This window comes from Phenylobacterium sp., from assembly GCF_044358365.1.
Classification (GTDB): Bacteria; Pseudomonadota; Alphaproteobacteria; order Caulobacterales; family Caulobacteraceae; genus Phenylobacterium.
On sequence record NZ_JBIKNZ010000006.1, the window covers coordinates 1 to 13,995 of the forward strand.

General features: G+C 66.7%; 14 protein-coding genes. 13 read left to right on the top strand and 1 reads right to left on the bottom strand.

The window, feature by feature from the left end:
* The coding region (locus ACIQ3B_RS03050) for an ATP-binding cassette domain-containing protein (RefSeq protein ID WP_397399846.1) at window positions 1–559 on the bottom strand (559 nt) is incomplete at its 3' end.
* A gap of 80 nt (window positions 560–639) precedes the next feature.
* Here ACIQ3B_RS03050 and ACIQ3B_RS03055 point away from each other — a divergent pair.
* The 13 genes from ACIQ3B_RS03055 (at window position 640) to ACIQ3B_RS03115 (ending at window position 13,989) form a co-directional block, all read left to right on the top strand.
* On the top strand, window positions 640–1,101 hold the full coding sequence (locus tag ACIQ3B_RS03055) for a YcgN family cysteine cluster protein (RefSeq protein WP_397399847.1): 462 nt from the start codon (window positions 640–642) through the stop codon (window positions 1,099–1,101).
* A 102-nt stretch (window positions 1,102–1,203) separates the two neighbouring features.
* Window positions 1,204–2,130, top strand: a complete 927-nt coding sequence (locus tag ACIQ3B_RS03060) for a DnaJ C-terminal domain-containing protein (RefSeq protein ID WP_397399848.1) — start codon at window positions 1,204–1,206, stop codon at window positions 2,128–2,130.
* 71 nt (window positions 2,131–2,201) lie between these two features.
* Window positions 2,202–2,534 carry a PepSY domain-containing protein gene (locus tag ACIQ3B_RS03065; protein ID WP_397399849.1) on the top strand — a complete coding sequence of 111 codons (333 nt, stop codon included), beginning with the start codon at window positions 2,202–2,204 and terminating at the stop codon, window positions 2,532–2,534.
* A gap of 33 nt (window positions 2,535–2,567) precedes the next feature.
* Window positions 2,568–3,260: a response regulator transcription factor gene (locus tag ACIQ3B_RS03070; RefSeq protein ID WP_397399850.1), complete on the top strand. Its 693-nt coding sequence runs from the start codon at window positions 2,568–2,570 to the stop codon at window positions 3,258–3,260.
* A 2-nt stretch (window positions 3,261–3,262) separates the two neighbouring features.
* A complete protein-coding gene (locus ACIQ3B_RS03075; RefSeq protein WP_397399926.1) occupies window positions 3,263–4,645 on the top strand; it encodes an ATP-binding protein in 1,383 nt (460 codons plus the stop codon).
* 76 nt (window positions 4,646–4,721) lie between these two features.
* Window positions 4,722–6,098, top strand: a complete 1,377-nt coding sequence (locus ACIQ3B_RS03080) for a hypothetical protein (RefSeq protein ID WP_397399851.1) — start codon at window positions 4,722–4,724, stop codon at window positions 6,096–6,098.
* A gap of 41 nt (window positions 6,099–6,139) precedes the next feature.
* Window positions 6,140–7,219, top strand: coding sequence for a c-type cytochrome biogenesis protein CcmI (gene ccmI, locus ACIQ3B_RS03085; RefSeq protein WP_397399852.1), 1,080 nt, complete (start codon window positions 6,140–6,142; stop codon window positions 7,217–7,219).
* Entirely contained in the window at window positions 7,216–7,734 is a 519-nt protein-coding gene (gene ccmE / locus ACIQ3B_RS03090) for a cytochrome c maturation protein CcmE (RefSeq protein ID WP_397399853.1), read from the top strand. Before ccmI ends, ccmE begins: the two co-directional genes overlap by 4 nt.
* Complete coding sequence (locus ACIQ3B_RS03095; RefSeq protein ID WP_397399854.1) at window positions 7,731–9,704, top strand: heme lyase CcmF/NrfE family subunit; 1,974 nt, start codon at window positions 7,731–7,733, stop codon at window positions 9,702–9,704. Before ccmE ends, ACIQ3B_RS03095 begins: the two co-directional genes overlap by 4 nt.
* Window positions 9,701–10,153 (top strand): cytochrome c-type biogenesis protein CcmH, encoded by a 453-nt coding sequence (locus tag ACIQ3B_RS03100; protein WP_397399855.1) that lies wholly within the window; start codon window positions 9,701–9,703, stop codon window positions 10,151–10,153. Before ACIQ3B_RS03095 ends, ACIQ3B_RS03100 begins: the two co-directional genes overlap by 4 nt.
* A gap of 141 nt (window positions 10,154–10,294) precedes the next feature.
* Window positions 10,295–11,854 (top strand): Do family serine endopeptidase, encoded by a 1,560-nt coding sequence (locus ACIQ3B_RS03105; protein WP_397399856.1) that lies wholly within the window; start codon window positions 10,295–10,297, stop codon window positions 11,852–11,854.
* Between the two features lie 29 nt (window positions 11,855–11,883).
* Window positions 11,884–12,555 carry a response regulator transcription factor gene (locus ACIQ3B_RS03110; RefSeq protein ID WP_397399857.1) on the top strand — a complete coding sequence of 224 codons (672 nt, stop codon included), beginning with the start codon at window positions 11,884–11,886 and terminating at the stop codon, window positions 12,553–12,555.
* Window positions 12,556–12,588: 33 nt separating this feature from the next.
* Window positions 12,589–13,989 (top strand): sensor histidine kinase, encoded by a 1,401-nt coding sequence (locus ACIQ3B_RS03115; protein ID WP_397399858.1) that lies wholly within the window; start codon window positions 12,589–12,591, stop codon window positions 13,987–13,989.
* Window positions 13,990–13,995 lie beyond the last annotated feature (6 nt).

Here is a 13,995-nt window from a genome sequence, read left to right on the forward strand (position 1 = left end):
GTTCCAACCAGAAGCACCGTTGGGTCACCCGTTCCAGGAAGGCGCGGTCGTGGCTGACGATCAGGGCTGCAGCCCGGCTGGCGCCGATCTGGGCTTCCAGCGTCTCGATGGCCAGGATGTCCAGGTGGTTGGTGGGCTCGTCCAGCAGGATCACGTCGGGGTCTTCGGCAAAGGCCCTGGCCAGCGCCGCCCGCCGGGTCTCGCCGCCGGAGAGACCTTGAGTGGACTTCCCGGGGTTGATGCCGAACGCGTCCAGCGCCGCCTCCGCCAGATAGGACGCCGCGCCGCCGGACGTGGCGTGGTCGAGCACCGTGTCGCCGGTGATCTCGGGCTCCTGCGGCACGAAGGCGACGGTTGTGCCGGGCGTAATGGTGCGGTCGCCGTCGTCGGCCTCGATCTGTCCGGCCAGAATCCGCAGCAAGGTGGACTTGCCGGCGCCATTGCGCCCCACCAGACAGGCGCGGTTGCGCGCGTCCAGGGCGAGGTCCACGCCGTCGAACAGCATCATCGGTCCGTCGGCGAGACGAACCGCTTTCAAGGCGAGGATGGGGGCTCTCATCGGCGCGCTGTCCTACAGGGTCCGGGCGGCGAAGCAAGTTCCCCCTTCATCGCGCGCTACGGTCGGACTAAACCGGGGAGATGGCTGGCGAACCTTTCTGGCGTCGAAAGACCCTTGCGCAGATGACGGTGGCGGAGTGGGAAAGCCTCTGCGACGGCTGTGGTCTGTGCTGTCTTGTCCGTTTCGAGGATGAGACGACGGGCGAGGTGATCCCGACCCGGGTCCACTGCAAGCTGTTTGATGCCGCGGCCTGTCGGTGCTCGAACTATGCGGATCGTCACAGGCACGTTCCCGATTGCATCAAGCTGACCCCGCACAACATCGAGGCGCTGGAATGGATGCCCGGCAGTTGCGCCTATCGCCGCCTGCATGAGGGTCGTGATCTGGCGGACTGGCATCCGCTGGTCTCCGGCGATCCGGAGAGCCCCCATCGCGCGGGTATCTCGGTGCGCGGGCAGACCATCAGCGAAGAGGTGCTGGCCGAAGCGGAAGATGCGCTCGACTTCGCCGCCTGGGATCTGATGGCCGAGCGGGAGGGGTGAGAGTGATGTTGCAAAATCGCCACAGTGCGGCTTGCGTGACGTCGCCGCTCACCCAATCTAGAAGCCACCCTACATCATGATCATTGAAGGATTCTGACCAGTTTGGCGCGCGACCCCTATCTGGAGCTGGGCGTATCCCGGACGGCGACGGCCGCGGAAATCCGCAAGGCCTTCCACAAGCTTGCGAAGGCGAACCATCCTGACACCAATCCCGGCAATGCAGCGGCCGAGGAGCGTTTCAAGAAGGTCAGCGCCGCGTTCGACATCATTGGCGATGTGGAGAAGCGCAAGAAGTTTGACGCCGGCCTGATCGACGCTGACGGCCGCGAAAGTATGGGCGGGTTCGGCGCCGAGAGCCCGTGGGGCGGACGTCCGGGCGCGCGGGGCGGCGGATCGCGGGCCGAGACCTTCGAAGGCGCAGACCTCAGCGACATTCTGGGCGAGATGTTCGGCGGCGCGCGCGGCGGCCGCCCCGGCGCCGGCGGCGGGTTTGGAGGCTTTGCCCAGAAGGGCGCGGATGTCCGGGCGAAGATCGAGATCGATCTCGTCGATGCGATCCGGGGCGGCAAGCGCCGTATCGCGTTCTCGGATGGCCGCACCATCGACGTGACCATTCCCAAGGGCGCCCAGGACGGCCAGACACTGCGGCTCAAGGGGCAGGGCGGACCGGGGCGCGGCGGCGCCGGCGACGCGTTCATCGAGATCACGATCCAGCCGCATGCGATCTATCGACGCGAGGGCGCCGATCTGGTCATGGACCTGCCGGTCGCCTTCTATGACGCGGTACTGGGCGGCAAGGTCGAGGCCCCGACGCCGGACGGCGCCGTGACGTTGACGGTCCCCCGATCGGCGAACACCGGAACGCGCCTGCGATTGAAGGGACGGGGCCTGGTCGACGCCCTGGGTAAACGCGGCGACCTGTTCGCCCGTCTGGTAGTCATGCTGCCCGATGCCCCTGACCCGGCGCTAGAGGCGTTTGCCGAGCAGCAGCGCCGGGATCGTCCCTATTCGCCCAGACGCCGAACTTAGGCTAAGTCCAAGGCTTGCTTAAGGTCGCGTTCAGCCGGGGTTCAGTCCGGGCGGCGTAGGTCGGGTCCGTCATGAAGCCAGTTTTCGCCATCGCCATGATGCTTGCCGCCATCGCTGCGGCCGCGCCGGCCGTGGCGGCGCAGGACGGCCGCCCGCCGTTTGGTGGCGGGCGAGGCGAACAGGATCAAGCGCGCGACGGGGTCCGCTCAGGCCGCCAGGCGCCGCTGTCGCGCGTGTTGCAGATGATCGGCGCGCGCTATCCTGGTCGTCATTTGAACACCTCGATGGGCGATGCCGGCGGCCGGCCCGCCTACTACGTTCAGTGGCAGATGGAGAACGGCCGGGTGGTGGTGTTCGTCGTGGACGCCGAGTCCGGACAGATCATCGGCCGCCAGGGCGGCTGAGACCCCGGTTCAACCCAAGGAAGGGACGCTTGCTTGCGCATCCTGCTAGTCGAAGACGATCCGGACCTGTCGCGCCAGCTGAAGCTGGCGCTGGGCGATGCCGGCTATGCGGTCGACCACGCCCCCGACGGCGAGGAAGCTCAGTTTCTGGGCGAGACTGAACCCTATGATGCGGTGATCCTGGACCTGGGCCTGCCCAAGGTGGACGGCGTCTCGGTGCTGGAGCGCTGGCGGCGAGAGAACATGACGAGCCCCGTACTGATCCTGACGGCCCGCGCCGCGTGGAGCGAGAAGGTGGCGGGCTTCGACGCCGGCGCCGACGACTATCTGACCAAGCCGTTTCACACCGAGGAACTGCTGGCCCGCCTGCGCGCCCTGCTGCGGCGCTCGGCCGGGCACGCCACGCCCAGCCTCTCGATCGGCGGCCTGCGGCTCGACCCGCGCGCGGCACGCGCCAGTGTCAATGGTGAGCCCTTGCGGCTGACGTCACTGGAGTATCGGTTACTGCACTACCTGATGATGCATCAGGGTCGGGTGATCAGCCGGACGGAGTTGGTGGAGCATCTCTACGATCAGGATTTCGACCGGGATTCCAATACCATAGAGGTGTTCATCGGCCGGGTCCGCAAGAAGATCGGCGCGGACCGGATCGAGACGGTCCGGGGCCTGGGATACCGCCTGACCTGTCCCGCCGGCGAGGCGGACGCGGAGACGGCCGGCACGTGACGATGGGGGGCCTTGGCCGACCTTCTCTTGCGCGGCGGCTGGTGTTGCTGGCGGTCGGCTGGAGCTTTGCAGCCCTGGTGGTCACGGCTGTGGTGCTGGCGCTGCTGTTCCAGCAAGCGGCCCTGCGCCGCTTTGAACAGACGCTTGGCGTTCTGGTGGACAATCTGATCGCGGGGTCCATTTATGAAGGTGGCGCACTGGTTGCGCCGGCGTTCACGGACGCGCGGGCGCTCCGGGCCTATTCCGGGCTCTACTGGACCATCGCCGAACCCACGAAGGAAGGTCGTCTGCTGACCGCGACACCCGCCCGCTCGCGCTCGCTCTGGGATGCCGAGCTTCGCCCGCCGGAGGATCTGCTTCAGCGGGTACGGGCCAATCCAGGACGACTGGTGGCTTTCGATGCCGCCGGACCACAGCCGGGCGAGCGCCTGCGCGGGGTTGCGCGGATCGCCACGATCGACGGCCACGAGTCTGTGTTTCTGGCGGCGGAGGATCGCGCGCCGATTGACCGGGACGTGCGCAACTTCGTTGCGGCGACTGCGCTGTCGTTCGTGGTTCTGGGCGGAGGATTGATCCTGGCTGTCTTCGCCCAGGTGCGGATCGGCCTTCGCCCTCTTTTCCGGCTGCAGGGCGAGGTGGCGGCAGTTCGGGGTGGCAAGGCCGATCGCGTGCAGGAAGCCTATCCAACCGAGCTGCAGCCACTGGCCCAGGAACTGAACGCGCTGGTGCTGCACAATCAGGAGACGGTGGAGCGACAACGCACCCACGTCGGCAACCTCGCCCATGCCCTGAAGACCCCGATCTCCGTAATGATGACCGAGGCTGGCCAGCGGCCCGGCCCTCTGGCCGAGATGGTGACCCGTCAGGCTGAAGTCATGCGACAGCAGGTCGACCATCACCTTCGCCGCGCCCGCGCCGCCGCCCGCGCCCAGGGCCCAGGCGAACGCACCTCGGTGGCCGAAGTGCTGGATGAACTCTCGCGCACGCTGGAGCGCATCTTCCAGGTCAAGGGTGTGACCATCGACTGGGACGCGCCTGATGACCTCTGGTTTGCCGGCGAACGGCAGGATCTACTGGAGATCGCTGGAAACGCCATGGAGAACGCCGGCAAGTTTGGACGCCGCCGGGTCCGGGTCCGCGCCGATGGGGCTGGCGTCGGATTACTGCGGCTGGTGATCGAGGATGACGGTCCGGGATTGTCGCCTGATCAACGCGAGGAAGTCATCCAGCGTGGTGCGCGGCTGGATGAGAGTGCGCCGGGCTCCGGTCTAGGCCTTTCGATCATCGACGAACTGGCCCGCGCCTATCGTGGATCATTGACGCTGGGCGCTTCGGCGCTGGGCGGTCTGTCCGTCGCGATCGAGCTGCCGCGCGCGCAAGCCTGAGCGCTTTGTTTTCGCACAATCTTAACTCTGCGAGCGCCATCCTGATTGTGGCGCGCCGCCGGGAGTCTTGATCGCCATGCAAGCGCTCGCGGCGCAGAAGATTGCGATTGTCGGACGGCTTGTCGAAACATCGCCTGACAGCGTCCTGTCGAATCTGAGCCGCGCGCTGGCCGAGACGGTCGATAACAGCGCCCTGGGCGACGTCCGCAAGCTGGTCGAGGCCGAAGTCGTCGAGCGCCAGTTTCGCAACGCCGTGATGGAGCCACTGACGCCGATGTTCGTCGGCGTAGGGAATGACAGTCGCAAGCTGACGTTTCCCCTGGCGGCTCTTCCACTGATCTGGCGCGGACTGCGAAGTGTCGCTGGAGTCGAACTGGACGATATCCGGCGGATTGCGGATGCAGACCCGCCGCACCCCGGTTTGTCGGCACGGTACGATCGTCTGGTCGAAACCGCCGCTTCGGAATTGCGAGCACGCATCAACCCTGAGTTTGCAGCCGCGGCCGACCTTTGTGACCAGGCTCGCCCCGATGGTGCGACGGAACTGTTGGCCTGCATGCACATAGCCGGCGTGGTTCGCCGCGCAGCCCTCGTGCTGCCGACGTGGATAACGCACCCGGGCAGCGAGAGCAGACTGTCCGCACGTCCGGCCTACAATGATGCTTTGGCTGTCAGTGAAAGTGCCGGACCTTACTATTTTCAAATGATCTCCGCCCAGCTGGAGCAGTGTTGGATGGTGCTCAGGATCATCTCGGCGGTCATAGAAAAGCCCACCGAACGCTATCTGGACGTTGCCGAATTGGCGGGTTTTGCCGAGGCCTTGATGGAAGAGGTCGATGAGGCCCTGACCCTGATCGCCACCTTTGATCCGGAGGCTGGTCCCGGGGCGGGAAATGCAGCCGCAGTTCGTGCGGAGCTGGCGGTTCGGCAGATCATGGAAATGGAAACCAATGTCGCGCTAAACCGTGATCGCGGCTGGGGTCGGCGGATACAGAAACAGCGTCGGAAACTGGCGAGCGCGGTTGAAGCGCGTCTTCGTGAGGCAGATCTCGCCGTCATGGCCGCGTTGCCCATGCATGAGATCAACCAGCACGGTATCCGTCGCACGGCGCCGCGTCTCTCCTGCGAGCCCGACGCCGCCTGCGTTCGCCGCGCCGAGACCCTGTTATCCTTCAGTGCGGGCCTGCGTTCGGCTGTGAACCATGGTGGTTTCCTGGCCGCCTGGGGAGCGCTGGTGGAAAAGCTCAGCACTGTTCTCGACCTCTATGTAGACGAGACTGTCCGGCAAATCCGTCTGGATCAGACGGGTGAGACGGCCTGCTCAGAGGCATTCCTTGATGTCGCGGCCCGGTTCAGTCATCTGGTTGCAGGGCAGAAGGCGGGCGAACTGGTACGCCGCCGCGCCCAGGCCGCCCGGCACCACGAGCCCCAAATCGCCGTCAACGCCGATTAGCCCCCTCGCACCGGCCGTGCCTTTCGGCTACACGGCCAGTCATGTTCCTTTTCTGGGTCGTGGCAGGGTTCCTCGCCGCCGCAGCGGCGGGGTTGATGCTTTTGCGCGCGGCGCATTCAGCGGCGCCGGCCAGTACTACTGATCCGGCGCAGGTCCTCTACAGGCGACAGCTTTCCGAGATCGATGACCTGGTTGATCGCGGCCTGATGGGCGAGGGCGAGCGCAAGGGCGCCCACGCCGAGGCCGGCCGCCGACTGCTGGCCGCCGCCGAGACTCCGGCCGAGACCTGGGCAGAGGGCCCTCGGGCACGGAGTCTGGTGCTGCTGGCCGCTGCTGCTGCCCCGGCCCTGGCTCTCGGGCTTTATCTTGCGCTTGGTGCGCCGGGCATGCGCGATCAGCCGTATGCCGGCCGACTTGAGGCCTGGCGCAAGTCCGATCTCAATACCCTGACACCGCCGGAAATCGCCGCCGTTCTGCGGCAGGCTGTGAAAGAGCGTCCTTCAGAGGCCGAGGGCTACCGCCTGCTCGGCCTGGCCGAAGATGCCTCGCAGAATCCTGTCGCCGCGTTGCAGGCGCTACGTCGGGCGTCGGAGCTCGCGCCGGAGCGGGCGGATATCTGGCGGATGCTGGGGCAGGCAGCTTTCACTGCGGCGGGCGGCAAGATGGAGGGCGAGGCTGTCATGGCCTTTACCCGCGTTCTGGCGCTGGAGCCTGGCGATCCCGCGGCGCGGTTTTATCTTGCGCAGGCCAAGGCGGAGGCCGGGAAAACGACCGAAGCCCTGGCGTATATGCGCGCGCTGCTTGCCGACCTGCCCCAGGGGAGCGAGGGCCGCGAGGCCGTCCAGGCCCGGATCGCCAGTCTTGAAGGCAAGCCTGCGCCGGTGACCGGCGACCCGCAGGAACTGGCGATGATCAAGGGCATGGTGTCCAGCCTGGCGTCGAAGCTGAAAGCCAATCCGGAGGACCCTGATGGGTGGGTGCGTCTGGTGCGGGCCTATGCCGTGCTGGGTGACATCGCACAGCGGGACGCCGCCTATGCCAGCGCTCGAGCGCGATACGTGCAGACGCCTGCCGTACTGCAACAACTGGACGCGGCCGTCCGCGCGGAGCCCATGCGATGACCCTGCTTCCGAAATCCCGCAAGGCGCGGATGCGCCTCCTGTTGCTATCGATCATCGCGCCTGTGGTGACGCTGGCCGCCGGACTGGCGCTCTGGGGCATGCGGGACTCGATCTCGTTCTTCTACACGCCCTCGCAGGCGGCCGAAGCCAAGCCCGAGCCTGGTCAGGCGATCCAGCTTGGCGGCCTCGTGGCCATGGGATCGGTGGTCAAGCACACCGATGGGCACGTGGAATTCACCGTTCAGGACAAGCTGGCGGCTGACCGGGTGGTCTATCAGGGCGATCTTCCGGACCTGTTCCGCGAGGGTCAGGGTATTGTGGCCGAGGGCGCCTATCAGTCTGATGGCGTCTTCAAGGCGACCCGGGTGCTGGCCAAGCACGATGAGAAGTACATGCCCAAGGAAATCGCCGAGGCGCTGAAGGAACAGGGTGAGTGGCGCGGCAAAGGGGCTCCCCCGCCAGCCTACGAGGCCACGGTCAACGCACCGGCGAAGTCGACGGGCGGCCCCACGTGATTGCAGAAGCCGGATCGTTCGCGCTGATCCTGGCGCTGGCGTTGTCGATCCTGCAGGTCGTGCTGTCGGCGGCAGGGCGGATGCGCCGGTCTCCGGCGCTGGCCGGTGCGGGCGAGGGTGCGGCGCTGGCGGCCTTCGTCGCTGTGGCGATCGCCTTTGCCGCCCTGATGCATGCCTTTGTGATCTCGGATTTCTCGGTGTCCAACGTCGCGGCCAATTCCCACACCCAGAAGCCGCTTCTGTACCGTGTGGCCGGGACCTGGGGCAGCCACGAGGGCTCTATGCTGCTCTGGTGCCTGGCGCTTACGGGCTTCGGCGCGGCGGCCGCGGGCCTGGGCCAGAGCCTGCCGCGTGGCCTGCGCGCCTCGACGGTCGCGGCGCAGGGCGTGCTGGGAACGGTGTTCCTGGCCTATACGGTCTTTGCGTCCAATCCGCTGACGCGGCTGGCCCAGCCGCCGGCCGAGGGGCGATCGCTCAATCCCCTGCTTCAGGACCCGGCGCTCGCGGTCCATCCGCCTTTTCTGTACTTCGGCTATGTGGGCATGTCGGTGGTCTTCTCGCTGGCCGTCGGCGCGCTGATCGAGGGCAAGATTGACGCCGCATGGGCAAAATGGGTCCGCCCCTGGACGCTGGCGGCCTGGAGCTTTCTGACCATCGGGATCACGCTGGGATCCTTCTGGGCCTACTATGAGCTGGGCTGGGGCGGATGGTGGTTCTGGGATCCTGTGGAGAACGCCAGCTTCATGCCCTGGCTGGTGGCCACCGCCCTCCTGCATTCCGCCATCGTTACGGAAAAACGCGGCGCGCTGGCCGGCTGGACCCTGTTCCTGGCCCTGGCGGCCTTCACGTTCTCGATGCTGGGCGCCTTCCTGGTGCGCTCCGGCGTCCTGACTTCGGTTCATGCGTTCGCGGTGGATCCGACGCGCGGTGTTCTCCTGTTGATGATCCTGGGTGTGACCTCGGGCCTGGCTTTCGCCCTCTTCGCCTGGCGCGCGCCAAAGCTGGGGCCCGGCGGCCTCTTCGCCCCCATCAGCCGGGAAAGCGCGCTGGTCCTGAACAACATCCTGCTGGCGGCGGCGACCGTGACGGTTTTGCTGGGCACGCTCTATCCGTTGATCCGGGACGCGATGACCGGCGAGGCGATCTCGGTCGGCCCGCCCTACTTCAACCTGACCTTCACGCCCTTGATGGCCGCGCTGCTGATCCTGCTGCCGGCGGGGCCGTTGCTGGCCTGGAAGCGGGGCGATGCGCGGGGCGTCATCCAGCGCCTGTGGCTGGCCGTCCTGATCGCGGGCGGCGCCGGCGTGCTGGCCATCGCTCTCGTCAGCCCGAAAAAGGCCCTCGGGGCCATGGGTGTCGCGCTCGGCGCGTGGCTTGTTGCTGGCGCGCTCGTCGAAATCGCAGAGCGGACCCGGTTGTTCCGGGCCACAGCCCGCGAGAGTCTGCGCCGGTTTGTGGGTCTGCCACGCGGCGCCTGGGGCATGACGCTGGCGCACATGGGGCTTGGCATTTTCGTGCTCGGCGCCGTGTTCGAGACCACATGGAAACTGGAGACCGCCGAAGCCCTGCCGATTGGCGGCGACCTCAACATCGGCGCCTATCACGTGACCCTGGATGATGTTCGACCGGTCGAGGGGCCGAACTTCGACGCTGACCGGGCAACGCTGACGGTTACGCGGGCCGGGCAGCCGGTCTGTACGGCCCATCCAGAACAGCGCCTGTTCACCACCGGCGGCCAAACCACCTCCGAGGTCGGACTATGCTATCGCGGCGCCTCGCACATCTATCTGGTGCTGGGCGAGCGGCGCGACGGCGAGGGTAAGCCCAAGTGGCTGGTTCGGGCCTACTGGAACCCCTGGGCGTCGCTGATCTTCATCGGGCCGGTGATCATGGCGCTCGGCGGATTCGTGTCGCTGACGGATCGCCGTCTTCGCCTGGGCGTGGGCCGACGTCGGGAGCGGGTGGCATGAAGCGCCGCGCGCTCGTCGCCGCGTTTGCGGGCCTGCTGTGCCTGGCTGCGGCGTCCGATCCCGCCGAGCGTCTCCCCGACCCCGCCCAGGAGGCCCAGGCCCGCGCCATTTTCCGCGACGTGCGCTGTCTCGTCTGCCAGAACGAGTCCATTGATGACAGCGAGGCCGAGCTGGCCAAGGACCTGCGCAAGATCGTCCGCGAGCAGGTCGCGACGGGCAAGACCGACAGCGAGGTCAAGACGTTTCTGATCGACCGATATGGTGAGTTCGTCCTGCTCACGCCGCAGTTTTCGTCTGGAAATCTGATGCTCTGGCTTGCGCCCTTCTTCGTCGTTCTGGCCGGGGCTGCGCTGCTACTGGTCCGACTCAGGGTCCGGCCTGCCGAGGCCGAGCTGACCCCTGCAGAGGCCGCGCAACTGAAGAAACTGCAGCGGGATGAAACACGCTGACACGTTTGCGCCCAATATTGGACGTGATGCGGTGTTCAGGGTCTGCGAAAGCATGGCGCGGGCGTTGCACTTCGGCGCAAGCTGCCTAGGTTGTTGGAACGCATCGGACTTCATGTGATGCGTCGAGGGAAAATCAGACGAATGACGACCAAGAAGACGGGTTACCTCCTGGGCGCAGTTGCAGGTGTTGGCGTGATGGCCGCAGCGGTGGCCGGCGCCGGCATCCAGTTGCCCTCCGCGCACGCGCAAATGCCCGCAGGAGGGCTGATCAAGGCCTCGACTGTACCGATTTTCGCGCCGCCTCCCGGCGCGCCGATGACCTTTGCCGACATCTTCGACCGCGTATCGCCGGCGGTGGTGTCGATCAACGTGACCAGCCGGGCTGAAGCCCCCTCGCTACGACAGATCCCCGGCCTACCTGGCCTGCCCTTCGGCGGCGCACCGCGCGGGGGCCCACAGGGCGAGGACGGTGATGGCCAACCCGGCCCATCGCGCCGGCCGACCCAGCAATCGGCGGGATCCGGCTTCTTCATCTCGGCAGATGGCTACATCGTCACCAACAATCACGTGATCGAGAATGCCGAGACTATAAAGGTGGTCCTGAAGGACGAACGCGAGCTTGAAGCCGAAGTTGTCGGCCGCGACGAGGCGACTGATCTGGCGGTGCTGCGGGTCAAGGGCGGTCGGGGCCCGTTCCCGTTTGTGAATTTCGAGAATGCCGCCAAGCCGCGCGTCGGCGACTGGGTGATCACGGTCGGCAATCCCTTTGGCCTGGGTGGCACCGCGACGGCGGGCATCATCTCCGCCTACGGCCGCGACATCGGCGAGACGTTCGTTGACTTCATCCAGATCGACGCCCCGATCAATCGGGGTAACTCGGGCGGTCCAACCTTTGACGTCTTCGGTCGGGTGATCGGGGTCAACACGGCGATCTTCTCGCCGTCGGGCGGTTCGGTCGGCATCGGGTTCGCCATTCCGGCGGACGTTGCGGACTCAGTCACCAAACAACTGATCAATGGCGGCAAGATCCAGCGCGGCTACATCGGCGCCACGATCCAGAACTTCACGCCGGAGTCTGCCGAAGCCCTGGGCCTCGGCGACCAGAAGGGTGCGATCGTCACCGATCTCTCGCCGGGCGGTCCGTCCATGAAGGCCGGGCTTCAGGTGGGTGATGTGGTCGTCTCGGTGAACGGCGCCGCGGTCAAGAGTTCGTCGGAGCTTACCCGTCAGGTGGCGCGTGTCCGCGCCGGCGATCTCCTGCGTCTGGAAGTCATCCGCGAAGGCAAGCGCCGTATGGTGGACATCCGCTCCGGCGTCCGTCCGTCCGAGCGCGAACTAGACGCCAACAGCAACGAGCCAGGCAGTCCCGGTGGCGGTGGCGTTGTACCGGGCGCGCCGGGCAAGGCCTCGGTGCTCGGGATGACAGTTGGTCCGCTGGACGACGCGGCACGCAATCGGCTCAACCTGCCTGTGGAGGTTCGCGGCGCGCTGGTCGAAACGGTCGATCAGAGTTCCGACGCGGGAACCAAGGGCCTTCGGCGGGGCGACGTGATCACACGGGTCAATGACCGCGCTGTGGTGACTCCCGCCGACCTGACCGCCGCCGTCGACGCCGCCAAAAAGGCAGGGCGCACCAGTGTCCTGGTGGGTGTCCTGCGCAGCGGTCGCACCGCGTTTCTGCCGATCAAGATTTCGGGGTAGTCTCCTGGCCTGACAAGGGCGGGAATCACATGCGGATCTTGATTGTCGAGGACGACCTTGAGGCGGCCGAGGCCATGGCGCGTGGTCTGACCGAGGCGGGTCACGAGTGTGTCCGGGGCGCTGACGGTCAGGAAGGCTTGGCCGCGGCGCAGGGCGCGGCGTTCGATGTGATGGTCGTGGACCGCATGATGCCGAAGATGGATGGCATCCAGCTGGTGGAAACCCTCCGCCGCGAAGGGGACCGCACGCCGGTGCTGTTCCTGTCTGCGTTGGGCGAGGTGGGCGACCGGGTTGACGGGCTTCAGGCCGGCGCCGATGACTATCTGGTCAAACCCTATGCCTTCCCTGAACTGATCGCCCGCATCGAAGCCCTGGCGCGCCGCCGCGACACTGGGTCCGTCCATACGATGCTCAAGGTGGGCGAACTGGAGATGGACCTGATCGCGCGCGCCGTTCACAGAGCGGGCAAGGCGATTGATCTTCAGCCCCGTGAGTTCCAGCTCCTGGAATTCATGATGCGCCACGCCGGCCAGTCGGTGACGCGCACAATGCTGCTGGAGAAGGTCTGGCACTATCACTTCGACCCCCAGACCAACGTCATCGATGTGCACATCTCCCGGCTGCGCTCCAAGATCGACAAGGGGTTTGATCGGGCCATGCTGCAGACGGTCCGGGGCGCCGGCTACCGGCTGGATGCCTAGCTCGACCGCAGCATCGCCTCTGGTGTGTCCGGCATGAAGATGCCCCGCCTGTTCCGGACCACGCCATTTCGCCTGACGGTACTAATCCTGGCGCTGTTCGCTAGCGCGGCCTCGGCCTTCCTGGCCTATATCTATATCGCCACCGCAGGCGAGGCGACGCGCCGTACGGACCGCGATATCCGCCGCGAGATGACCTCACTGATCGGAGTCTATGACCGCGCCGGCCCGGACGCGGTCAACCAGGCCCTGATAGAGCGGGCGTCGAGCGAGAAGCCGTTCCTCTATCTGCTGCTGACCAAGGATGGCCGGCGCATCTCCGGGTCGATCGAACAGTCGCCGGTGGAAAACTTCACCGGCCAACCCGCCTGGGCCAGTTTCCAGGTGACCGACATCAATGCCCAGGGTCGCGCGGTGAAACATCCCGCCCGTGGCCTGCAGGAACGGTTGAAGGGCGGCGAGGTGCTGTTTGTCGGCGCCGATGCGGGCGAGGATGAGGCCTATCTCGCCAGCATTGTCGGCGCCTTGCAGGCTGCGGGATTCCTGGTGCTGGTGCTGGGCCTGGGCGTGGGCGTGCTGGTCAGTCGCAATGTCTCGCGCAGCATGGTCAGCCTGATCGACGTGGTCGAGCGGGTGCGCAATGGCGAGACCGGGGTCCGGGCGCATGTCCGCGGGGCACGCGACGAGTTCGACGAGTTGGCCCAGGGCGTCAATGACATGCTGGACCGGCTGGAGCGCTCCATGGCCGGGCACCGCCATGCGGGCGACGCGATCGCCCACGACCTGCGCTCGCCCCTGACCCGGCTGCGTGCGCGTCTGGAGGCGGCCTACATCGACGTGGAAGCCGGCAAGGGCAATGCCGAGGAGGCGCTGGCCCAGGCGCTGGAAGACACGGACGGCGTGCTCAAGACCTTCGGCGCGGTGCTGTCGATTGCTCGCTTGCAGGCGGCCGGTCAGGCGCCGAACCCGGTGATCTTCGATCCGGCGGAGCTCGCCGCTGACATCTCCGAGCTCTACGAACCTTCCTGCGAGGACAAGGGCCTGGAGTACGCCGCGGAGATCACTGCCGGTCTCACGGTGCGCGGGAATCGCGAATTCCTGGCGCAGGCCCTGGCCAACCTGCTCGACAACGCCGTGAAGTACACGCCCGCCGGCGGCGCCATCATGCTGCGGGTGCGACGCAGGTCGTCTGGGGAGGTGGAGTTCTCCGTCACCGACACAGGCCCCGGCGTTCCTGACGAAGACCGTGAACGGGTGATCCAGCGCTTCGTGCGACTGGAGAACAGCCGGAAGGAAGCCGGCGCCGGGCTTGGCCTTTCCCTCGTCGCCGCCGTGGCCGAGGCGCATGGCGGACGGCTCGAGCTGTCGGAAGGCCCCGGCAAGGTCGGCGAAATGGGTCCGGGCCTGCGCGTGGCGTTCATTCTGCCGAGGGCGTAGAGCCTG

Bases quoted from the DNA above. Each gene is read 5' to 3' on its own strand.
- ccmE (WP_397399853.1), top strand. From the start codon at position 7,216: ATGACCCTGCTTCCGAAATCCCGCAAGGCGCGGATGCGCCTCCTGTTG.
- ACIQ3B_RS03055 (WP_397399847.1), top strand. From the start codon at position 640: ATGGCTGGCGAACCTTTCTGGCGTCGAAAGACCCTTGCGCAGATGACG.
- ACIQ3B_RS03075 (WP_397399926.1), top strand. From the start codon at position 3,263: ATGGGGGGCCTTGGCCGACCTTCTCTTGCGCGGCGGCTGGTGTTGCTG.
- ACIQ3B_RS03065 (WP_397399849.1), top strand. From the start codon at position 2,202: ATGAAGCCAGTTTTCGCCATCGCCATGATGCTTGCCGCCATCGCTGCG.
- ACIQ3B_RS03080 (WP_397399851.1), top strand. From the start codon at position 4,722: ATGCAAGCGCTCGCGGCGCAGAAGATTGCGATTGTCGGACGGCTTGTC.
- ACIQ3B_RS03105 (WP_397399856.1), top strand. From the start codon at position 10,295: ATGACGACCAAGAAGACGGGTTACCTCCTGGGCGCAGTTGCAGGTGTT.
- ccmI (WP_397399852.1), top strand. From the start codon at position 6,140: ATGTTCCTTTTCTGGGTCGTGGCAGGGTTCCTCGCCGCCGCAGCGGCG.
- ACIQ3B_RS03100 (WP_397399855.1), top strand. From the start codon at position 9,701: ATGAAGCGCCGCGCGCTCGTCGCCGCGTTTGCGGGCCTGCTGTGCCTG.
- ACIQ3B_RS03110 (WP_397399857.1), top strand. From the start codon at position 11,884: ATGCGGATCTTGATTGTCGAGGACGACCTTGAGGCGGCCGAGGCCATG.
- ACIQ3B_RS03115 (WP_397399858.1), top strand. From the start codon at position 12,589: ATGAAGATGCCCCGCCTGTTCCGGACCACGCCATTTCGCCTGACGGTA.